Below are 21,811 nucleotides of genomic sequence, written 5' to 3' on the forward strand. Positions count from 1 at the left end.
GTTTATAAGCCTGCCGCCGCCAGCAGGGCACAGGCCCCAGCTTCGGCATCGTCAACGTTGTGGCGCATCAGGGCGAACAGTTCTCGCCCGGTGCCGGCGGCGACGGGCGGCGGTGGCGCGGGGGTGCGCGTTGCCCACTCGGTGGCGTCAACCAACACCGACAGGTCTCCCTCGGTCGCGCAGACCCTGATCAGATCGCCATCCCGCAGCCGCGACAGGGGGCCATCGTTGATCGCCTCGGGGGTGACGTGGATGGCCGCCGGCACCTTGCCCGAGGCGCCCGACATGCGTCCGTCGGTGACCAGGGCCACGCGATGGCCACGGTCCTGCAGCACGCCCAGCATCGGCGTGAGGCTGTGCAGCTCAGGCATGCCGTTGGCGCGCGGGCCCTGGAAGCGCAACACGATCACGCCGTCCTGATCCAGCTCGCCAGCCTTGAAGGCTGCCTTGACGGACGCTTGATCGGCGAACACCCGGGCCGGGGCCTCGATGGTCCAGTGCGCCGGATCGACCGCGCTGGTCTTGAAAATCGCGCGGCCCAGATTGCCTTGCATCAGGCGCATGCCGCCGTCACTGCGGAACGGGGTGGCCGCGGCGCGCAGCATGGTTTCGTCGCCGCTGGTCTTCGCCGGCGCCTCCCATTGCAGCGCTTCGTCCTTGAGCACCGGCGTCATGGCGTAGTCCCCCAGGTCACGGCCGGCAACGGTCAGCACATCGCGGTGAATCAGTCCGGCGCCCAGCAGTTCGTGGATCACCCAGGCCATGCCGCCCGCTGCGTGGAACTGGTTCACGTCGCCACTGCCATTGGGATAAATGCGCGCCAGCAGCGGTACCACCGACGACAGCCGGTCGAGGTCTTCCCAGTCGATCAGAATACCCGCCGCGCGGGCGATGGCCGGCAGGTGGATGGCGTGATTGGTGGAGCCGCCGGTGGCGTGCAGCCCGACGGCGGCATTGACGATGGCCTTCTCGTCAACGCAATGACCCAGTGGCCGGTAGTGCGCGCCGTCGGCACCGATCTGCAGCAGGCGCTGGACCGCCGCCCGGGTCAGGGCGCCGCGCAGCGGCGTGTGGGGGTGAATGAAGGCCGCGCCCGGCACATGCAGGCCCATCATCTCCATCATCATCTGGTTGCTGTTGGCCGTGCCGTAGAAGGTGCAGGTGCCGGGGCTGTGATACGAGGCGGACTCGGTTTCGAGCAGCTCCTCCCGGTCGGCCTGGCCCTGGGCGTAGCGCTGACGCACCTGCTGCTTGACCTTGTTGGCCAGGCCCGAGCCCATGGGCCCGGCGGGAATCAGGATGGTCGGCAAATGGCCGAAGCGCAGGGCGCCGATCAACAGGCCCGGCACGATCTTGTCGCAGATGCCCAGCAGTGCCACGGCTTCGAACATGCCATGCGACAGCGCGACGGCGGTGCCCAGCGCGATGGTGTCGCGGCTGAACAGCGACAGCTCCATGCCCGTTTGGCCTTGCGTGACCCCGTCGCACATGGCTGGCACGCCGCCGGCCACCTGCGCGGTGCCACCGGCCTCCCGGGCATAGCGCTTGATCTGGTCCGGATAGACGCCGTAGGGCTGATGCGCCGACAACATGTCGTTGTAGGCGGTGACGATGCCGATGTTCGGCGCGCGCAGGGCGCGGATGCGCGGCTTGTCGTCACCGGCCGCAGCGAAGCCGTGCGCAAAGTTGCCGCAAGACAGCAAGGGGCGCTGCACGCCTTTGCCGCGTTCGGACTGAATCAGGTCGAGGTAGGCATCGCGCGTCGGTTTTGAACGCTTAACGATGCGTGCGGTGACCTCGGCGATAACGGGGTGCAGGTTCACGATGCGCTCCAGTAGATCGTGGTCGGGTTCTTGGCGTGCTGCAACAGGTGACCCACGGGTTGCGGCGAGGGTTCGGCGTCCAGCGCCTGTTCGATCACCTTGAGCTTGTCGTGTCCGGTCAGTGTCAGCAACAGATGACGCGCCGTGCACAGGGTGTTCATCGTCAAGCTCACGCGCGCCACCGGGGCCTCAGGCGGCAAGGGCTCGGGACGCACACCAACGGCGCGGCGCGGCAGCGGTGCGGTCAGCGCCGCGTCCAGGTCCGGCCCCGGAAAAATCGACGCGGTGTGGCCGTCGCTGCCCACGCCCAACCACGCCAGATCGAGGGGCCAGGGCAGCGATTGCAGTCGTGCATCGGCGTCATCACCGGCCCGCAAGGGGCTCATGTTCGGGTCAGCGACCAGCGGCACGATGCGCGCACCCCGCGCTGCGAAATGCCGCTTCAGCAGTGCGGCATTGCTGAGGGGGTCGTTGACGTCGACCAGGCGGTCGTCGGTGGGCAGCAGGGTCACGCGTGACCAGTCAAGGTTGGCAGCGGCCAGCCGCTCGAAGATAGGCTCGGGCGTGCGCCCGCCCGGCAAGGCCAGCAAGGCGTGGCCGCGGGCGGTGAGGGCGTCGCCGATCAATGTGGTGATGGCGGCGCTGGCGGCCGCAACCATGGCCGCAGGTTGAGTGTGGCGATGCCAGATTGGCTTATTCATGCCAGCTCACCCCGTCGCGCTCGGTCAGCGCGATGGACGCCGCCGGGCCCCAGCTTCCGGCGGTGTAGCTGCGCGGCTGCACGTTGGCCGCCGCGCAGGCGGCGCGGATGCCGTCGACCCACTGCCATTGCGCTTCGACTTCATCACGGCGCACGAACAGGGTGGGGTCGCCTTCAATCAGGTCGAGCAGCAGACGCTCGTAGGCGATACGGCGGCGTTCGTTAAGGCGGCGGGTCAAGGAAAAATCCAGGGGCACTTCCTGAAGCTGGATGCCGCCACGGTCCAGCCCCGGCTCCTTGGCCATCACATGCAGACGAACGTACTCCTCGGGTTGCAGGCGAATCACCAGACGATTGGCCTGCAAGGCACTGCGCCCGTCCCCAAAGATCGAATGCGGCACGGGTTTGAACTGGATCACGATTTCAGAATGACGCTGCGGCAGACGCTTGCCGGTGCGCAGATAAAACGGCACGCCTTTCCAGCGCCAGTTGTCGACATGCGCCTTGAGCGCGACAAAGGTCTCGGTGGTCGAGTTGCGCCCCAGTTCGGCCGTGTAGCCCAGGACCGCCTGGCCCGTGACCGCGCCGTCACCGTACTGGCCGAGCACCACATGCTGGGCCACACCGGCGCGGTCGATGGGGCGCAGCGAGCGCAGCACCTTGACCTTTTCGTCACGCACCGAGGTGGGGTCGTACTGCGCCGGCGCCTCCATCGCCACCAGCGCCAGCAGTTGCAACATGTGGTTTTGCACCATGTCGCGCAGCGCCCCGGCGGCCTCGTAGAAGTCGGCGCGATCTTCAACCCCCACCGTCTCGGCGACGGTGATCTGCACGTGCTCGATGTGGACGCCGTTCCAGACCGGCTCGAACAGGCTGTTGCCGAAGCGCAGCACCAGCAGGTTTTGAACCGTCTCTTTGCCCAGGTAATGATCGATCCGGTAAATGCGTGACTCATCGAAGGCGCTGCGCACCGCGTTGTTGATCGCGCAGGACGAAGCAAGGTCATGGCCCAGCGGTTTTTCCAGCCCGATGCGGGTTTGCTCGCCCGCGAGACCGGCGCCATGCAGGCCGGCAATCGTCGGTTCGAACAGGGTCGGCGCCGTCGACAGAAAAATGGCTGGGCGCCGCGTCTCGGCCCCGGCGGCCCGGGCCAGGCCGGCAAAGGCGCTTTCGTTGCCGATGTCCAGGGGCGCATAGCGAATGCGGCGCAGGAAGGCGTCGAGGGCGTTGGGCGCGCGCTGATCGGATGGCAACGCCGCGAGCGCCTCGCGCACCCACTGCCGATAAGCGTCATCACTGAGCGCGCTTCGGGCGGTGCCGAGAATTTCCAGATCGGCGGGCAGCAGACCGTCGGCATGCAGGCCGAACAGTGACGGCATGAGCATGCGCCGCGCCAGATCGCCAGTGGCGCCGAACAGCAGCAGCAGGTCCGCCGGCGCGGGGGCGTCCTGCAAGGACAGTCGAGACACGTCAGTGATCATGGGTGCACCTTGGGCTCATCGCGATTGATACCGCCTGAGTGTTGCCCACACTGTATCGGGCATGGCGATGGCGCAGAGACGCGATGGGCCAAGGCCTAGTGTTTCGAGGCAGCGCGGGGTCGGCTATTGCCGTCGCATCTGTTCGGCGAATTGGTCGGCCGGGACCGCGCGACCAAAGTAGAAACCCTGGCATTCGTCGCAGCCGGCGCTGGCTAAAAAGTCGAGTTGATCCTGCGTTTCCACCCCCTCGGCCAGCACCCGCAAATTGAGTGACTGGGCCACCGCGAGGATGGCGTGGATGATGGCGGCATCGCTGGCCACGTTGGGCAGGTCCTTGACGAAGCTGCGGTCAATCTTGACCTTGTCCATCGGCATCTGCCGGAGATAGTTGAGTGACGAATACCCGGTGCCGAAGTCGTCGATCGAGAGGCTGACGCCCAGCGCTCTTAACGCATGGAGCTGTGCAAAGGTGCGGTCCCCCAGCTCCAAGAGTCTGCGCTCGGTGATTTCCAGCTCGATGAGCTGCGGCGGCACGCCGGCGTCGGCGATGAGCTCAGCCACTGAGGTCACGAAGTTCGGGTCAAGGAACTGCTGTGCAGAGAGGTTGACGGCGAGGCACTCAATCGGCAGCCCCTGATCAAGCCAAACACGCAGGTCCCGGCAGCTTTTGGTGAGGATTTGCCGCCCCAGCGTGGCGATCAAACCGCTGTCCTCAGCGACTGGAATGAAGCGATCCGGCGTGATCATGTCGCCGTCGGCAGGCCACCAGCGCGCCAGCGCCTCGGCACCGACCATGCGGCGGTCGGCAATGCGATAGATCGGCTGATACCAGACCTGGAACTCGTCGTTCTCGATGCCGCGGCGGAGTTTCGTTTCAATGTCCAGCCGCTCGCGGGCGGCTTCGGTCAACGCCTCGGTGTAGAACTGGCAGCTGTTGCCCCCTTGCTCCTTGGCGCGGTACATGGCGGAGTCGGCATTGCGGATCAGTAACTCGGGCCGGTCACCATCCGCCGGAAACTGGCTCACGCCGATGCTGACCTGAAGGTAAAAATCATGCCCGCTTGACAGCGCAAAGGGCTCGCTGAAAGCGTCCAGCAGCGCTTCGGTGACCCTGGCGGCACGGTCCGCGTCGCCCTTGTGCTCAATGAGCACCAGAAACTCGTCGCCCCCCAGGCGGCCCAGCGTGCCTTCAGCCCCAAGCACGCCGATCAACCTTTCTGCGACGGCCACCAGCAGCAGGTCACCAATTGAGTGACCGAGGCTGTCGTTGACGAGATTGAAACGGTCCAGATCGAGGAACAACACCGCCAACGCATCGCCGCGCCCTTGCGCCAGCTCAATGGCGTGGAGCAGATGCGACTCGAGCCATCGCCGATTGGGAAGCCCGGTGAGGGCGTCGTGGTGGGCCAATTGCTGCAGTTTTGCTTCGCTGCGTTTGAGCTCGCTGATGTCGCTGGCGACGCCGACATAGTGGGTGGGGTGACCGTTCGCGTCGCGCACCACGCTGATGTTGAGCAGGTCCGGGTACAGCTCGCCCGACTTGCGGCGGTTCCAGATCTGCCCCCGCCAGTGACCCACCTCTTCCAGGGCACGAAACATTTCCTTGTAAAACGAAACCTCGTGACGGCCCGATTGGAGCAGGCGCGGCTTTTGGCCGATCACCTCGTCCGCGCTGTAGCCGGTGGCGCGGGTGAAGGCCGGGTTGACCGACACCAGGGTGCCGTCGAGCTCCGTGACCATGATCGATTCGAAGGTACTTTCGATCACCTCCGAGTCCAGCCGTTGCTGCTGCAACAGCTGCTGACGCTCGCTGACATCCGACACGATGCCGTGCCATAGCAGCACCTCCTGTGTCTCGACGGTGCAGTCGGCCTCGACCAAGACCCAGCGGCGCCCGCTGGGCAGGTTGAGGCAACCCTCCCAGACGAAGGGGCGGTGCTGATCTTTCGCCTGCTTCCGCAGATCGCTGAAGGGGGTCATGTCTTCGGCAGCGATTCGTTCTGACAGCCAAGCGGTGTCGGTCAGCGCCGTCTGCTGATCGATCTCCAGTAACGCGCAAAAGCGCGGGCTGACGTACTCGAAACGCCCCTCTTGTTTTTGCGTACGGTAGCGAAACACGCCGGCCGGAACGCGGTTGACCAGCTCCTGGTAGCGCGCGCTGACGATCTTTTCCTGCGTGACGTCGCGGAGGAAGTTGGTCAGTTGCGGCGGCTCGGCCTGCGGCAGGTAAGCGGCGGCCGCCTCGAAGTCGACAATGTGCCCATCCCTGTGCCGATGCCGCGTCTGATAGCGCAGGTGGCCGTGGTCGATGATCTGCTGTACGCGCGCCGGCCCGGTGATTGCCGGGTCATCCACGCGGAATTCGTTGACATTGCGGCCGATCAACGCGTCCCGCTCGTAGCCGAGCATTCGGCAGTAGGCGGGGTTGGTGTCGAGAATGTTGCCCCGCAGATCAGCGCAGATGTAGCCGTCGGTCATGGTGTTCAGCATGTTGCGGGTGTTGTTGAGCTCGCGCGCCAAATCCTGCTCGGCCTGATGGTGCTGGGTGAGGTCCACCAGCATGCCCATGAGGGTGCGCTGCCCATCCCGTTGCACATGGCTGCCGAAGGCTTCGACCGGGAAGTGATGGCCGTCGGCATGCCGGGCTTGAAAGCGGTGGCGGACTATGTCGAGCCCGGTTGCCGTCGACGCACGGAACAGCTCGGTGACGTGCGGAACATCGTCAGCGGCCACCACATCATTGATCGCCAAGCCGACCATCATCCCCGGTCTATAGCCGAATGTGCGTTCCAGCGATGGGTTGGCGTAAGCAAGGCGCCCCTTTTGCATCAGGTAGACGCCCACAAGTGCGCCCTCGACGAGGTGGCGGAAACGCTCCTCCGACTCCTTGGCGTTGCTCAGCGCCTCGGCGCGGCTTTCAACCAACTGAAAGGTGTAACCGAAGACCCAGGTGAGCAGCGTCAGGGTGAGCGCAAATGGCCACGTCACATCCTCGTTGACGACCGTGCGCTGTGCCGTCGGCAACAGCAGCATCAACAGGACCGCCACGGCATGAACAAGGATTCCGAGTGCGAGGAACGTGAGCGCCCCCGCGTGCAGCCTGACCTGGCGGCGAAACGGATAAGCAGCCGCCCCGATCATCGCGGCACTGGCAATCACCGCCAGTCCCACCCAGGTGCCCGTGCCCCCCAGCCAAAGGCGATAGCTGGCCGCCATCAGCATCGAGATGCCCGCCACCACAGGCCCCCCGATGAAGCCCGCCAGGCTCAACACAACCGAGCGACCATCGAAGATCAGGCCAGATTCGAGCGTGAACGGGTACAGCATGCCGAAGACTGCTGTTGCCCCGAACAAGACGCCAAACAGGCACTCCACTGCACGCTCACGTTGCTGCAACCGATGCCCCAGGCCGCTGTACACGAGCACCAGCGCAAGCAACGGCGCGGCGATCATGGTCAGGCCTTCGAGCATCAGTATTGTCATCGACGCAGGGTCCAGGTCGAAAAAGGGGGCGGCAAAATGCGCGGAGATGCAGGTCCCTAATTGCCCTGCACACGTGACGCTACGCCTCTCGCGACATGGAAGCGAGCAGGCAAGGTTTGCCAATGATCAGTCCCCCACGACCGCGCCGGGCACGCGTGCGACCGGGGGCGCGGCATCGGGGGCGAGTCAGCCCAGCCCGGCCGCCAGGATCGGCCACAGCGGGGCGGCCTGACGCCGAAACGCGCCCACATGACCAATGGCCTGAAGGCCGACGTCACCGGGGCTCAGGACGTGCAGGGTATGGGGGGCATTGGGCATCGCCGCGAGCAATTTGCGGGTGCAGGATTCCGTCATGGCCTCGTCGTCGGTGAAGCTGTAAGCCTCGATACCAAACGCCGCGCGCTGCAAACTTGGCCGGACCCGCTGCGGCTCGCTGCCCCAGGCGAATTCGGGGTGGCGACACCAGCGCGTCCACTGGCGCATCGCCGGGGCTGGCAAGTCGGCCACCATGCCGAGCCGGCGGCCAGGAAAGTAACCCCACAGCGGCGTCAGCAGTGGACCGGCGAGGTGCAGCATCAAGGGCGCCTTCAGCCTCGAAGGCTTCGCCCAGTCCCGCCAGTAGCCTGAGCCGGCGGCCACCGAGACCACCCGCTCTAGGCGGAATTGCGTTGCGCTGTCGGTCATCGCCGCGTGGTGCATGCCCAAGCTGTGTCCGATGAGCGCGATCCGGTCCTGTTCGGTGTGTTGGCAGAGGGCTTTGACCGCTGCTGGGAAATCCAGACCGGCCCAGGTCAACAGGTCGGCATCCAGACCGCGCAGCGAGTGGCGATGCTCGGGACGTCTGGATGCGCCCATGCCCCTCAGGTCAAAGGTCATCACCGTGTGTCCACGGCCAGCCAACCAGGACGCGAAGGGCGCGTAGAAGTGCTGCGGGATGCCCAGTCCTCCACCGATCAGCACCGGGCGGCGATGCTCGGCCTCGGGCTCGAAAAGCCGGGCTTGCAGTCCCTCTCCATCGTCAGCGTGGATCGTGACGACCCGCCCGAGTGTCGCCCCGTCCACGGTCATGATGACGGGCCTGTGGTGAGAAACCCCTCTTGGCGGAGCACGGCACGAATCGCCGCACGCAAGTCATCAGGGGCCTGAGCTTCTGGGTGACGGCGAAAGACGCTGGCCGCATCGCTGATGCGGAAGAAGGCATCGAATGCCTGCTCGGCCGCATCAGAGTCGGCGGAGTTCGCCGGCTTTACAGCGCGGTTACCGCGCTGATGGCGGGCTGCGGGCAGCTGTCTGTCACATCGGCAGGCCGCGTCCGGATTCACCAGGCCACAGGATCGCCCCATGAATCCGTGCAGACGTGCGCGGGTGCGCGAAAGCCGCTGCCGGTAGGCGGCAGGGGTAATGCCGACCACCGCTGCTGCCTGCTTCGAAGGCAGATCAAAAACAGTGTCCAGCACGTAAACAAGGCGCTGTTCGCGATCCAGCGCCATCAGCATCGACTGCGTGCAGGCCAGCCCAACCTGCCGCGCCTCCAACTGCTCCTCCGGTGTCAGTGCGCCCGGTTCGCCCGTCGTGAGCGCAACATGGTCAGCGAACGCCAATCCTGCGTCCAACCGCTCCGCGATGGATTCCAGCGAGACTGCGGGAGATTCAACGATGCGGGTGCGCGCCGTCATTAAGTGATTGTGGGCGACGCGCCAAACCCAGGTGCTGAACGATGCGTCACCACGAAAACTCGCGAGATGCATGACCACCTTCAGCAGAATGTCCTGTGTCGCGTCCGCCGCGTCCTGGCGTTGCCCCAACACGCGCACGGCCAGATTGTGAATGCCCGGCTGAATGACCCCAAGCAACTGATCCAGCGCGGCAAGTTCGCCGCGTTGCGCGGCGTCAAGCAGCTTGGAATCCGGATCAGAAATCTTCATTGCGCGGGCTCGCCCTCACCGTGACGAAATGTCGGATTCGACGGCCGAGTGCGGGGCAGAAGAATGGGGGTATCGAACCACTCGGCTTCGGCCTCCATGTCTGCAGTCATCAGCAACCTTGCGGCACCAGCATCCTGCCAGAGGCTCAAGACACCCATTCGTCCCTCGTGGTCCAGAACCCGATAGCGTCGAAGCAAGCCCGCTGCGTGTTGGTCGGCGGCGACGAGGCCTGCAAGCGCTTGCGGCGAAACATCGGCAAAAACACTGTCGGCTGGCAGCAGCAAGAGCGATGCCACGGCATTGCTTCGGGGGTCTGGCGGCATGCCGTCTGGCACGGTGTCAACCACCGAGATGACCTGAAACATGCGCACCGTCGCATCAACGCCGCGCTCACGTCTGACGCGCTCAAACCAGTCGGGCGAGAACCAGGCGCTGGCCTCGCCGAGCGAGTCCCAGAGGTACAAACCGCCATAGGCGCTGCCGTCACGGTTGATCGCGTAAGCCTTGAACGCCAGCCCGGGGATCGATGTGTACTGCGGAATCGTCTCGCGCATCTTGCGGGTGACCATGAAGCGCGGGACATAGCCGGGTTTGGGCACTTCGACCACCGCGAGCACGGCGGTGTCCGCAGTCGCGGAGTCAGCGCCCGCAGGCTGTGCAGCAGACGCCGCGCCCAAAAGCATCAGCGTGGTGGCCCAGGTGATATGGCGCCAGGTTGGGCGGCAAAGCCGGAGCGGCGCAGAGCGGATAAACATGATGTCGACCTTTGTGAAAGTGGGCCCGGCGGGCCCTCTTCTCTACTTAGACGCATCCGCGATCCATTTTGTGACACTGCGCCGCTGGTGGTGGTTAGTGCAGCGCGCCAAACGTGCCGCTGTGAGCGGTTATCGAGTGACCGTCGTCCTCAGCGCCACGGCCCGCGACCGCTCGACATCGCTGCCCAGCTGCACAAGCCCCCGAAGCCCGGCGAACAGCGCCTCCCACGGGCCCTGTCCCAGGCGCGCGTGGAGGTCGTTCTGCGCCTCAATCCAGCGGGGAATCGCGCGCTGCAAGGACTCGAAACCGGTGTCGGTCAGCCGCACCATCCGCGTTCTGCGGTCATCAGCGCTGACAATGCTGAGATGCCCGCTGCGCGCCAATAGCTGAACGTTTCGCGCCAGCGTGGTGCGGTCGGTTTCCAGCTGTTGGGCCAGTTTCGACATGCTGATCTCGCCAAAGTAATAGAGGCGGATCAGCAGGGAGAGCTGGGCAATGCCGATGTCCGCGTCGCCGAGGTGCTGCGTGTAGAGCTTGGTTACTGCGCGGTTTGCGGAGCGCAACTGCTCGGCAAAGCACACGTGGCGGTGGGCTCGAACTTCTTCCAGATACGGCAGGTGGTAGCGCTTGGCGTTCATATGCGTGTATATACACGTTCAGAACATCAAGTGCCATCTGACCCGCGACGTTTCCCCGCGCGTCAGATCGCATCAGGTTTACTCAATTGAGGAGCACATCAGTGCCCGGAGTCCCTTCTGTTGGTCCCAGCGCGGCGGGCAGCCGCAGCATTCCGCGACCGCATCAGCGGCCGGGCATCGAAACCCGCAAGGCCTTGTGCGCAAGCTGCGACATCGCCTGCAGCGTGGTCACCGAAATCCAGAAGGGCCGCGTGACGCGGGTGCGCTCGTCGGACAACCCGCTGTTCAAGGACAACATCTGCATCAAGGGCATCGTTGCGCCGAAGAATTTCGCCAACCCGGATCGTGTGCTTTACCCGCAAAAGCGCGTCGGTGAGCGGGGCTCCGGACAGTGGCAGCGGGTGAGCTGGGATGAGGCCATGGAGGACATCGGCCTGCGCCTGAAAAAGATCATTGCCGAGCATGGCCCCGAGGCCTGGGCAGTCTCGACCAGTCAGTGGAACACCGGCACCGATCACGGGCTGGGGCGCCGCATCATGAATCACGTGGGCTCGCCAAACTGGATCAGCGGTGTGGCGCTGTGCGCGGGCAACACGGCTGCGATCAATCGTCTGACCTACGGCTGGTACCCCTGGCCGGACTACGACAACACCAACCTCATCGTGCTGTTCGGCCACAATCCGGGCAAGAACTCCTGGGTGCCGATCTACAACCAGATTCAGCGCGTCAAGGCGCGCGGCGGCACGCTGATCGTGCTCGATCCGCGCAAGAGCGAATGCGCCGAGATGGCCGATTTGTGGTTGCCGATCAAGGCCGGTACCGATGCGGCGATGGCCTTCGGCTGGCTGAAAGTAATCCTCGACGAAGGCCTCTACGACAAGGCTTTCGTCGAGCGCTGGACCGTGGGCTTCGAAGCTCTCAAAAAGCGTGCCGACGAATTCCCGCTGGAGCGTGTGTCCAAAATCACCGGCTGCGACGCGGCGACGATCGCCAAGGCGGCGCGCATGTACGCGACCATGGGGCCGTCGGTGATTCCGTGGACGCCGATCACCGACCAGCAGCGCAACAGCACCTCGGCCATTCGCCTGCAAAGCATCCTGCGCGCGGTCTGCGGCTACCTCGACGTGCCTGGCGGCGAAGCGCTGATGGGCTTTCATCCGCAGATCATTTCGGAGTCCGAGATCGAGATGCACCACGTGCTGCCGGAAAGCCAGAAGGCCAAGCAACTCGGTTCCGACAAACACCCCGCCTTCACCTACCGAGGGCAGGCCGCCCTGCGCGAACCCTGCAAGCGTGTCTGGGGCCATGAATATGCCAACCAGGTGACCGGCTGCTTCATGGCCAACCCGTCCGCCGTGTTCCGCGCCATGGCCGGTGAAGGACCGTACCCGGTGAAGGCGCTGTTCTCGTTCGGCAACAACACCTTGATGGGCTTCGCCAACATGCCACTGATCCTCAAGGCGATGCTCAATCAAGACCTGATCGTGGTGCAGGAACACGTGATGACGCCGACCGCCCAGCTCGCCGACTACGTGCTGCCCGGCGATTCCTGGCTGGAACGGCCGTGGATGTTCGACGGCTACGGCTGGCTGTCGATCTACAAGCCCTCGCAGCAATCGATGGCGCCGCCGGGCGAGTGCAAGAGCACTTTCGAACTCTGGAAGCTGACCGCGAACGCGCTCGGCATGCCCGAGGTCGTGCCCTGGGCAACACTGGAAGATTTCTACGACTACCGCATCGCCAAGCTCGGCATCGGCTTCGAGGAGTTCTCCAGCACCTACGAGGTGCACGCCGACACGCTCGAATTCCGCAAGTACGAAAAGACCGGCTTCGCCACGCCCAGCGGCAAGGTCGAGTTGTACGCCTCCATCCTCGAAGACCTGGGTTTTGATCCGCTGCCGTACTTCCGCGACGAGCCGCCAGCAGACCCCGACTTCCCGCTGGCCATGTTTACCGGCGTGCGCGAGGGCGAGTATTTCCAGACCGGCGGCCGCCACATCCCCGAGATGCGCGCGCGCAAGCCGGAGCCGGTGCTGTTCCTCAGCCCCGGCACGGCGCAGCAGCTTGGGCTCAGCGAACACGAATGGGTGGAGGTGGAAACCCGCACCGGCAAGATCGAGATCATGGTCGGTATCCGTAGCAACATGCCCGACGGACTGGTGCGCATTCCCCACGGCTGGTGGAAGCCGGAGACCGAGCAGGGCCTCGGCAAGCTGTCCGGCGCGCTGCGTTACGCCGACGCAATGTTGTGTCCGGACGACGACGATTTCATCGACCTTGAACAAGGCATTCCGCACTTGAAGGGGCTGCCCTGCCGCATCAACAAACTGAGCGGTGCGCCGCGATGAAGCCCTACGTTGTCCGCGTCGCCCTCGCCAAGGTCGGGTTCGCGCTGGCCAAGAAAGCCTCGCGCAACCAGACCTGGTTTGATCGCATCGCCCGCCGCGTCCTGGAGCGCGTGCTGAAGTTCAACTTCGACCTTGACGAGATGGTGTTGCTCGACCAGGGCTACGACCCCGACGAGCTGGAGCGTTACCAGAACCGACGCTGAGGCCGTGGCGGACTGGAGGCTTCTCTACCGGGCATCGAAAACCGCGCTGATGCGCCCGACAGCATGAAACGCAGAATTCCAGGTCCCGTGTTGGCCAACAAGCCGGTGAGTGGGGCGACGCGCCGGCCCCAGCCTGTCGCTCAGTCGTCGGGACTGGCGCCACAAACGGAGCCGGTGCGCCTGCTTGGAATCAGTGGTAGGCATCCGGTGCCTATGATTTGCGCATAGGGGGAAGCACATGAGCACCCAACGGTTTAGCCCGCAAGGAGAGATGGGAATGAATCAAGCAACAGTGATCGTGTTTGGAGTGGGAACGGCGCGTGGCGTCGGTGGCGCGGTGTGCAAACGCTTTGCACGCGAGGGCTACCACGTGTTCGTGGCCGGACGAACGGCCTCCAAGATCCAGCAAGTTGTCGACGACATCATGGCAACCGGCATCGGCAGCGCCGAGACCCTGCCGACCGATGTGACCGATGAAGCACAAGTCATTGCCGCATTTGATCGCGCGATGAACCCTGGGCCGGGTCGCGAGCCCGCCGATATCGTCGTGTCCAACGCGGGCAACAACGCAGTCATCGATTTCACCAAACTATCAGCCGCTCAGTTCGAGGATTTCTGGCGCGTGGGCTGCTACTCGGGCTTCTTGATTGGCCGTGAAGCGGCGCGGCGTTTGGTGCCACTGGGCCGCGGCACCGTGATCTTCACCGGCGCCTCGGGCAGCCTGCGCGGCAAGCCGGGCTTTGCCCAATTCGCCGCCGCCAAAGCGGGGCTGCGCATGATCTCGCAAAGCATGGCCCGCGAATATGGCCCCAAGGGTCTGCATGTGGCGCACGTCGTCATCGACGGCGGCATTCTCGGCGAGCGGCTGGAAAGTGCGTTCCCGCAGATGGTCCAGCGCCTCGGGTCTGAGGGCCTGCTCGATTACGACGCCATTGCCGAGAACTACTGGATGCTGCATCGGCAGCCCAAATCCGCATGGACTCAGGAGCTTGATCTGCGGACCTTCAAAGAGAGCTGGTGATGGCTTCGCTGATGTTGCGCGCTGGAACGTGATCAGAATCACCCATCAACGTATTGCTCGCCCAGCAAGATGGCGCCACCGGCCACGCTGGAAGTGCGTCGATGCATTGTAGAAAACGACATTTGGTGCGCCCGACAGGATTCGAACCTGTGACCCTTGGTTTCGGAAACCAATACTCTATCCAGCTGAGCTACGGGCGCATTGCGTCTGACCGGCGCGGATTGTAACCCAAGCCCCGCCCGCCGAATCGTCGGAAGGCGGGGCTTGCGTCTTTACACCGTGACGACGATTTTGCCGAACTGCTGGTTCGATTCGAGGTAGGTGTGGGCCTCGACGATCTGGTCCAGTGAGAAGGTTTTGGCGACCACCGGTTTGAGCGCGCCCTTGCTCAGCCCCTCGGCGACAAATTTCTTGCCGGCCGCGAAGCGCACCGGGTCGGCGTTGATCTCGAAGAGGGTGTAGCCGCGGAAGCTCAGTGCCCGGTTGAGTGCGGCGATCAGCGGCAGCGGCGTGACCTGCGGCTCCAGCGCGCCGTAGAGGAAGATGATGCCACCGGCGGCGGTGGCGTTGGCCAGCTTTTCCACCATGGGGCCGCCCACCGGGTCGAACACTACGCGGGCGCCCTTGCCGTCGGTGATGCGCATGACTTCGGCAACAAGGTCCTGGTCACCGGTGATGACGTGCTTGGCACCGGCCGCCTTGATCGCCTCGACCTTGCCCTTGCCACGGGTGGTGGCGATGGGCGTGGCGCCCACGTAGTTGGCAATCTGGATGGCGGCGATGCCGACGCTGCTGGATGCCGCCGGGATGATGACGAAGTCACCCTTGCTGAGTTTGGCGATGTCGATCAGCGCGCCGTAGGCGGTGAGGTACTGCATCCAGATCGACGCGCTCTGCACTGCGTCAAGACCGGCGGGACGCGGTGTGCAGGCATATGCCGGGACGATGGCCTGGTCGGCGTAGACGCTGTAAGCGTTCATCGAAAAGGCCGGAATCACGCAGATGGCGTCGCCCACTTTGAAGCCGCTAACCTCTGGTCCGACGGCCTCAACAATTGCCGACGCTTCGTAGCCGATGCCCGACGGCAGGTTGGGCGCCTCCAGGTACATACCGGCGCGGAACATCGCTTCGGCGCGGTTCAGGCCAATGGCCTCGACCCTGACCTGCAACTCGCCGGCGCCGGGCGCACCGACCTCGCGCTGCTCGATCTTCATCACTTCGGGGCCACCGGTCTGGTGGAATTTAACGATACGGCTCATGGACAAACTCCTCTTGTGGTTGTGGGTTACGCAGCGGACAGCGCGGGGTAATCGGTGTAGCCCCTGGCGTCGCCGCCATAAAACGTGTCGACGTCTGGCGTGTTGAGTGGCGCGTCTTGGGCCAGACGTTCGGGTAGATCCGGATTGGCGATGAACAGGCGGCCAAACGACACCAGATCGGCCTCGCCATTTCGCAGCGCGGCGTCTGCCTTGTGGCCGTCGTATTCGGCGTTGACCATCAGCGCGCCGCTGAAGCGAGACCGGAAGTGTTTGGCCGGCAGCGGGCTGCCGCCGTGACGCAGGTCGGAATCGGACGGGTCCATCAGGTGCAGATACGCCAGCCCGTAGCCGCTCAGCCGGTCGATGAAGGTGCCGAAGGTGGCGTCGGGGTCGCTGTCGTGCATGTCGTTGAAGGTGCCGCTGGGCGACAGGCGAATGCCGACACGGTCGGCGCCCCACACCGAGATCACCGCTTCGAGCACGGCGGTGGGCAAACGCATGCGGTTTTCCAGCGAGCCGCCCCATTCGTCGCTGCGGTGGTTGCTGCCGTCGCGCAGAAACTGATCGAGCAGGTAGCCGTTGGCGTTGTGGACCTCCACGCCGTCAAAGCCGGCGCGCTTGGCGTTCTCGGCCGCGCGGCGGTACTGCTCGATGATGCCGGGGATCTCGTGCGCTTCCAGCGCCCGGGGCGTGACAAAGTCTTGCGGGCCGTCGTAGGTCAGCGCCTTGCCGGCTGGTTTGATGGCACTGGGCGCTACCGGAAGTTGGCCGTCCGGTTGCAGGCTGGGGTGCGAGATGCGCCCCACGTGCCACAACTGCAACACGATGCGCCCGCCGGCGGCGTGCACGGCGTCGGTCACGGTTTTCCAGCCGGCGACCTGCGCCTTGCTGTGGATGCCCGGGGTGCTGGGATACCCCACGCCCTCGGGGCAGATTTGCGTGGCCTCGGAAATGATCAGCCCGGCACTGGCACGCTGCCGGTAGTACTCCACGTTCAGCGCCTGCGGCACGTTGTCCGGGCCGGCGCGGTTGCGGGTGAGCGGCGCCATCACGACGCGGTTGGGCAGGTTGAGCGCGCCCATCTTCAGGGGCTGAAACAACGGTGAATCAGTGGCGGTCATGCGGGTTCCAATGAATGTGAAATGGATGTGCTGGCGATGGCTCAGGCCGAGCGCAGCACCTGAGCAAAGAACAGATCAATGAAGGCACGCAGCGGCGCCGGCTCGTGCGTCACCTTTGCGCGCAGCAGCGCGCCTTCCCAGCCCGAGAGCAGAAACTCGGCCAGTTGCGGGCTGGCGATGTCGTTGGTGAAATCGCCGCGTGTCCGCGCTTCTTCCAGGCACGCGGCAAAGCGGTCCACCCAGCCGCTGAACACCTGGTCCAGCCGTGCGCGGAAGGCGGGGTGTCGCCCGGCCAGTTCCTGGCCCAGATTGCCGATCAGGCAGCCGCTGCAAAAATCGGCCTTGATCATGTCGGCCATGCCAGTTTCAAGGTAGCCGCGCAGGCGCCTCAGCGGCGCCATTCTGGGACGGTTGAGCGCCACGTCGAGCTTGCTGCGATAATGCGCGTCGAAGCGGTCAATCACTGCAAAGCCAAAGTCTTCCTTGTTGGAGAAGTAGTAATAGAACGAACCCTTGGGCACGCCCGCCGCCAGCACGATGGCGTTGATGCCGGTGTTGTTGTAGCCCTGCGCGTTGATCAGCCCGCTGCCGACATCCAGCAGGCGCTCACGCGTCTCGGCGGCGGGGCGGCGGGTATTGTGCGGCGTCGTGGCTGCATTGAGGCTCATGTTTACGATAGTAGACCAGTCGTCTAGTAATCGGGTACCCACTCTTTCCAATAGGGCCGCCCGTTGATATTCAGGTAGATTCTGAACATCACATCGATGCCATTGAGCGTGCCCGCGCGCGCCACAACATTCCAAGGGGAAGCTGATGCGCCCAATCCGCAAGCTGCTGGTCGCCAACCGGTCCGAGATCGCCATCCGCGTGATGCGCGCCGCCGCCGAGCTGGACATCCGCACCGTGGCCATTTACGCCCGCGAAGACCGCTTTTCGCTGCATCGCTTCAAGGCCGACGAAAGCTACATGGTCGGTGAAGGCGCCAAGCCCATTGCCGCCTATCAGGCCATTGACGACATCATCAGCGTTGCCAAAGCGGCGGGCGTCGATGCCATTCACCCCGGCTACGGCTTCCTCTCGGAGAACCCGGATTTTGCCGAGGCTTGCGCGGCGGCGGGCATCACCTTTATCGGTCCAACGCCGACGGTGATGCGCACGCTGGGCAACAAGATTGCTGCGCGCAAGGCGGCTGAGTCCGCCGGCGTTCCAACCATGCCCGCGAGTGCCGCGCTGCCGGATGATCGCGACGCCTGCCGGAAAATTGCCGAAGAGATTGGCTACCCGCTGATGCTCAAGGCCAGTTGGGGTGGCGGCGGTCGCGGCATGCGCGTGGTACGCAATGTTGAAGAACTCGACGGCGCAGTGCCGGTGGCGCGGCGCGAGGCCAAGAGCGCCTTCGGCAATGACGAGGTGTATCTCGAAAAGCTGGTGGAGCGCGCCCGCCATGTTGAAGTGCAGTTGCTGGGCGACACCCACGGCCAACTGGTGCATCTGTTTGAGCGCGACTGCTCGGTGCAGCGTCGCCATCAGAAGGTGGTGGAGCGCGCACCGGCTATCTTCCTCACCCAGGAACAGCGCGAGGCGATGTGCAACGCTGCGCTGAAGCTGGGTCGCGAGGTGAACTACACCCACGCCGGCACAGTGGAATTTTTGGTTGATGCTGACACCGGCGCGTTCTACTTCATCGAGGTGAATCCACGCATCCAGGTTGAGCACACGGTGACCGAAGAGATCACCGGCATCGATATCGTCAAGGCGCAGATCCACATCAGCGAAGGCGCGCGCATCGGCAGCGATGAATGTGGCGTACCGGCGCAAGAAAATATCGTGATGCACGGCCACGCGCTGCAATGCCGCGTCACCACCGAAGACCCGGAGAAAGGCTTTCAGCCGGACTACGGCCGCCTCGGCGTGTACCGCAGCGCGTCGGGTTTTGGCGTGCGGCTGGATGGCGGCACCGCCTATTCGGGTGCGGTGATCACCCCGTACTATGACTCGCTGCTGGTCAAGGTCACCTGCTGGGCACCGCGCCCCGGCGAGGCCATTCGCCGCATGGACCGCGCGCTGCGCGAGTTCCGCATTCGCGGCCTGTCGAGCAACCTCGCGTTCCTCGAGAACGTGATCAATCACCCGACGTTTCAGTCGGGCGAGGCGACCACCAAGTTCATTGACCAGACGCCCGAGCTGTTCGAGTTCACCGCGCGGCGCGACCGCGCCACCAAGCTGCTGCGCTTCATGGGCGAGGTGATCGTCAACGGCAACCCCGAGATGAAGGGCCGCACCCAGGTCACGCCCACGCCCGAAAAGCCGATCAGGCCCAAGTGCGACCTCAACCAGCCGGTGCCCGATGGCCACCGCCAGAAGCTGCTCAAGCTGGGCGCCAAGGGCTTTTCCGACTGGATGCTGGAACAGCCGCAGGTGCTGCTCACCGACACCACCATGCGCGATGCGCACCAGTCGCTGTTCGCCACGCGCATGCGCAGCCACGACATGCTGGCCATCGCGCCGCATTACGCGCGCATGCTGCCGGGGCTGTTCTCGCTGGAATGTTGGGGCGGCGCCACCTTTGACGTGGCCATGCGCTTCCTCAAGGAAGACCCTTGGGCGCGGCTGGAAAAGCTTCGCGCCGCGATGCCCAACCATTTGTTGCAGATGCTCCTGCGCGCCTCGAATGCCGTTGGATACACCAACTACCCCGACAACGTGGTGCGTCATTTCGTGCAGCAGGCGCACGCCGGCGGCATCGACTTGTTCCGCGTGTTCGACTCGCTGAACAGCGTCGACAACATGCGCGTGGCGATGGACGCGGTGCTGGAAACCGGCGCGCTGTGCGAAGCCGCGCTCTGCTATTCCGGCGACCTGTTCGACGCCAAGCGGCCCAAGTACAACCTCGACTACTACCTGCGCATGGCGCGCGAACTGAAGGCGGCCGGCGCGCACATCATCGGCATCAAGGACATGGCCGGCGTCTGCAAACCGCACGCCGCGCACGCGCTGGTCAGCGCGCTCAAGCACGAGATCGACCTGCCGATTCACTTCCACACCCACGACACCAGCGGCATCAGCGCCGCCAGCGTTCTGGCCGCGATTGATGCCGGCTGCGATGCCGTCGATGGCGCGCTCGACAGCATGAGCGGGCTCACCTCGCAACCCAATCTGGGCGCCATCGCCGCCTCGCTGGCCGGCACCCTGCGCGACCCCGGCATCTCGCTGGAGGCCATGCAGGCCATCTCGCAATACTGGGAGGGCGTGCGTCGTTACTACGCGCCGTTCGAGTCCGACATCCGCTCTGGCACCGCCGACGTGTACCGCCACGAAATGCCCGGCGGCCAGTACACCAACCTGCGCGAACAGGCGCGGGGCCTGGGGTTGCAGGCGCGCTGGCCGGAAGTCAGCCGCGCCTACGCCACGGTGAATCAATTGTTCGGTGACATCGTCAAGGTCACGCCCACCTCCAAGGTGGTCGGCGACATGGCGCTGTTCATGGTCGCCAACGACCTCACCGCCGAAGCGGTGCTCGACCCGGATCGTGAAATCGCCTTTCCGGACTCGGTGGTGTCGCTGATGAAGGGTGAGCTGGGCTTCCCGGCAGACGGCTTCCCGGCCGCGTTGCAGGCCAAGGTGCTGGCCGGTGCCGAGCCGCTGAAGGGTCGTGCCGGGGCGTTACTGCCGCCGGTGGACCTTGACGCCGCGCGCGCCGCGCTGTCAGAAGGCGCCGAGGAACCCGCCACCGACTTCGACCTGTCGAGCCATCTGCTGTACCCCAAGGTGCACGCCGATTTTCAGCGCCACACCGCCGAGTTTGGTGACGTTTCGGCCATCCCCACGCCGGTATTTTTCAGCGGGCTGAGTGAAGGCGAAGAAACCGCTGTCGAGATCGAGCCGGGCAAGACGCTGATCATCAAGTTGTCGGGTCAGGCTGACGCCAACGAGGCAGGTGAGGTCAAACTGTTCTTCGAGCTCAACGGCCAGCCACGCACCGTGCGCGTGCCGCGCGCCGGCGCGAAGACCGCAGAGGCGGCGCGCAAGGCCGAGGACGGCAACCCGCTGCAGGTGGGCGCGCCGATGCCGGGCATGATCGCCACCGTTGCAGTGAAGCCGGGGCAGAAGGTGAAGAAGGGTGATCCGCTGTTGTCACTCGAAGCGATGAAAATGGAAACCCAACTGCGTGCCGAGCGCGATGGCGTCGTCAGTGAGGTCATCGCCAAGCCTGGCCTCACGGTGGAGGCCCACGACCTGCTGATCAGTTTCGAGGCTTGAGCGCGGCGTCCATCGCCGCTTGATGCTCTGGCGTTTCATGCGCAATGGCCTGGTAGCTGGCCGACAACGCCAGCACGTCGTGCAGGCGCTGATGCTGGCCCTCACGCAGCAAGCGCTTGGCCAGTCGCGTGGCGGGGGCGGGATTGGCGGTGATTCGCACGGCCAGTTGTTGCGCGGTCGCCATCAGGTCTGACGGCGGCACCACGCGGCTTACCAGCCCGCAGACCAGCGCCTCGTCGGCGGTGATGGCGTCGCCAGTGAGGATCATCTCGGCCGCCCGGGCCTGCCCCACCGCGCGCGGCAAAATCCACGCGCCGCCGTCACCGGGAATGATGCCGAGCTTCACAAAGCTGCTAGCGAAACGCGCGCCCTCAACCGTGATGCGCAAGTCGCACAGGCAAGCCATGTCCAGCCCCAAGCCCATCGCCGGACCGTTGAGTGCGGCGATCATCGGTAGCTCGCAATCCCACAGCGCGCGAATCATCTGCTGCACGCCGCGTTCGTAGTTTTGGCGGGTCTCGTCGGGGCGCGATCTGGGGCCGATGCCCTGGCCGGATTGCAGCGCCTTCAGGTCGCCGCCTGCGCAGAAGGCACTGCCCGCGCCGGTGAGGATCAGGCAGGCCACGCCCCCGGTGCGTTGCGCGCGGATCAGCGCGGCGGCCACGGCGTCGCAGTCCTCGACGGTGGCGATGGCGTTGCGCCGTTCGGGGCGATTCAAGGTCAGGGTTGCGACCGCACCGTCGAGGGTCAGGCGGGCAAATTCGGTGGCAGCGTCCATGGTCATCGCGTCTTC

16 protein-coding genes and 1 tRNA gene are annotated in these 21,811 nt (G+C 64.9%); 4 read left to right on the plus strand and 13 right to left on the minus strand.

Features of this window, described 5'->3' with window-relative positions:
- Positions 1-2 precede the first annotated feature (2 nt).
- The 8 genes from edd to U741_RS0104415 all read right to left on the minus strand — a co-directional run bounded on the left by edd (position 3) and on the right by U741_RS0104415 (position 10,806).
- Entirely contained in the window at positions 3-1,826 is a 1,824-nt protein-coding gene (edd, locus tag U741_RS0104380; protein ID WP_043110420.1) for a phosphogluconate dehydratase, read from the minus strand.
- Positions 1,820-2,524, minus strand: coding sequence for a 6-phosphogluconolactonase (gene pgl, locus U741_RS0104385; RefSeq protein ID WP_029889275.1), 705 nt, complete (start codon positions 2,522-2,524; stop codon positions 1,820-1,822). The genes edd and pgl overlap by 7 nt, the downstream gene beginning before the upstream one ends.
- Positions 2,517-4,004: a glucose-6-phosphate dehydrogenase gene (zwf, locus tag U741_RS0104390; protein WP_052378488.1), complete on the minus strand. Its 1,488-nt coding sequence runs from the start codon at positions 4,002-4,004 to the stop codon at positions 2,517-2,519. The genes pgl and zwf overlap by 8 nt, the downstream gene beginning before the upstream one ends.
- Before the next feature lie 123 nt (positions 4,005-4,127).
- A complete protein-coding gene (locus U741_RS17650; protein WP_084154651.1) occupies positions 4,128-7,487 on the minus strand; it encodes an EAL domain-containing protein in 3,360 nt (1,119 codons plus the stop codon).
- Positions 7,488-7,673: 186 nt separating this feature from the next.
- Positions 7,674-8,555, minus strand: a complete 882-nt coding sequence (locus U741_RS0104400; protein ID WP_084154652.1) for an alpha/beta hydrolase family protein — start codon at positions 8,553-8,555, stop codon at positions 7,674-7,676.
- The gene (locus U741_RS0104405; RefSeq protein WP_052378489.1) at positions 8,552-9,412 is read right to left on the minus strand and encodes an RNA polymerase sigma factor; all 861 of its coding nucleotides are present in this window, start codon (positions 9,410-9,412) and stop codon (positions 8,552-8,554) included. The genes U741_RS0104400 and U741_RS0104405 overlap by 4 nt, the downstream gene beginning before the upstream one ends.
- A complete protein-coding gene (locus tag U741_RS18215) occupies positions 9,409-10,167 on the minus strand; it encodes a hypothetical protein (RefSeq protein ID WP_052378490.1) in 759 nt (252 codons plus the stop codon). Before U741_RS18215 ends, U741_RS0104405 begins: the two co-directional genes overlap by 4 nt.
- Before the next feature lie 129 nt (positions 10,168-10,296).
- Complete coding sequence (locus U741_RS0104415; RefSeq protein WP_029889280.1) at positions 10,297-10,806, minus strand: MarR family winged helix-turn-helix transcriptional regulator; 510 nt, start codon at positions 10,804-10,806, stop codon at positions 10,297-10,299.
- A gap of 101 nt (positions 10,807-10,907) precedes the next feature.
- Here U741_RS0104415 and U741_RS0104420 point away from each other — a divergent pair, with 101 nt between their 5' ends.
- The 3 genes from U741_RS0104420 (at position 10,908) to U741_RS0104430 (ending at position 14,378) form a co-directional block, all read left to right on the plus strand.
- The gene (locus U741_RS0104420) at positions 10,908-13,154 is read left to right on the plus strand and encodes a molybdopterin-containing oxidoreductase family protein (protein WP_200872674.1); all 2,247 of its coding nucleotides are present in this window, start codon (positions 10,908-10,910) and stop codon (positions 13,152-13,154) included.
- Positions 13,151-13,357 carry a hypothetical protein gene (locus tag U741_RS0104425; protein WP_029889282.1) on the plus strand — a complete coding sequence of 69 codons (207 nt, stop codon included), beginning with the start codon at positions 13,151-13,153 and terminating at the stop codon, positions 13,355-13,357. The genes U741_RS0104420 and U741_RS0104425 overlap by 4 nt, the downstream gene beginning before the upstream one ends.
- A gap of 277 nt (positions 13,358-13,634) precedes the next feature.
- Positions 13,635-14,378 carry an SDR family NAD(P)-dependent oxidoreductase gene (locus tag U741_RS0104430; RefSeq protein WP_029889283.1) on the plus strand — a complete coding sequence of 248 codons (744 nt, stop codon included), beginning with the start codon at positions 13,635-13,637 and terminating at the stop codon, positions 14,376-14,378.
- 123 nt (positions 14,379-14,501) lie between these two features.
- Here U741_RS0104430 and U741_RS0104435 read toward each other — a convergent pair.
- The 4 genes from U741_RS0104435 to U741_RS0104450 all read right to left on the minus strand — a co-directional run bounded on the left by U741_RS0104435 (position 14,502) and on the right by U741_RS0104450 (position 17,426).
- Positions 14,502-14,578: transfer RNA gene (locus U741_RS0104435), tRNA-Arg, on the minus strand.
- A 72-nt stretch (positions 14,579-14,650) separates the two neighbouring features.
- A complete protein-coding gene (locus tag U741_RS0104440; protein ID WP_029889284.1) occupies positions 14,651-15,637 on the minus strand; it encodes a zinc-dependent alcohol dehydrogenase family protein in 987 nt (328 codons plus the stop codon).
- 26 nt (positions 15,638-15,663) lie between these two features.
- A complete protein-coding gene (locus U741_RS0104445) occupies positions 15,664-16,758 on the minus strand; it encodes an alkene reductase (protein ID WP_029889285.1) in 1,095 nt (364 codons plus the stop codon).
- A gap of 41 nt (positions 16,759-16,799) precedes the next feature.
- Entirely contained in the window at positions 16,800-17,426 is a 627-nt protein-coding gene (locus U741_RS0104450; protein ID WP_052378491.1) for a TetR/AcrR family transcriptional regulator, read from the minus strand.
- A gap of 145 nt (positions 17,427-17,571) precedes the next feature.
- On the opposite strand from U741_RS0104450, the gene U741_RS0104455 reads away from it, so the two are divergent.
- Entirely contained in the window at positions 17,572-21,018 is a 3,447-nt protein-coding gene (locus tag U741_RS0104455; protein WP_029889287.1) for a pyruvate carboxylase, read from the plus strand.
- On the opposite strand, the gene U741_RS0104460 is transcribed toward U741_RS0104455, so the two are convergent.
- On the minus strand, positions 21,002-21,796 hold the full coding sequence (locus tag U741_RS0104460) for an enoyl-CoA hydratase-related protein (RefSeq protein WP_029889288.1): 795 nt from the start codon (positions 21,794-21,796) through the stop codon (positions 21,002-21,004). The genes U741_RS0104455 and U741_RS0104460 overlap by 17 nt on opposite strands.
- Between the last annotated feature and the right edge of the window lie 15 nt (positions 21,797-21,811).

It is taken from the genome of Polycyclovorans algicola TG408 (assembly GCF_000711245.1).
Lineage (GTDB): Bacteria > Pseudomonadota > Gammaproteobacteria > Nevskiales > Nevskiaceae > Polycyclovorans > Polycyclovorans algicola.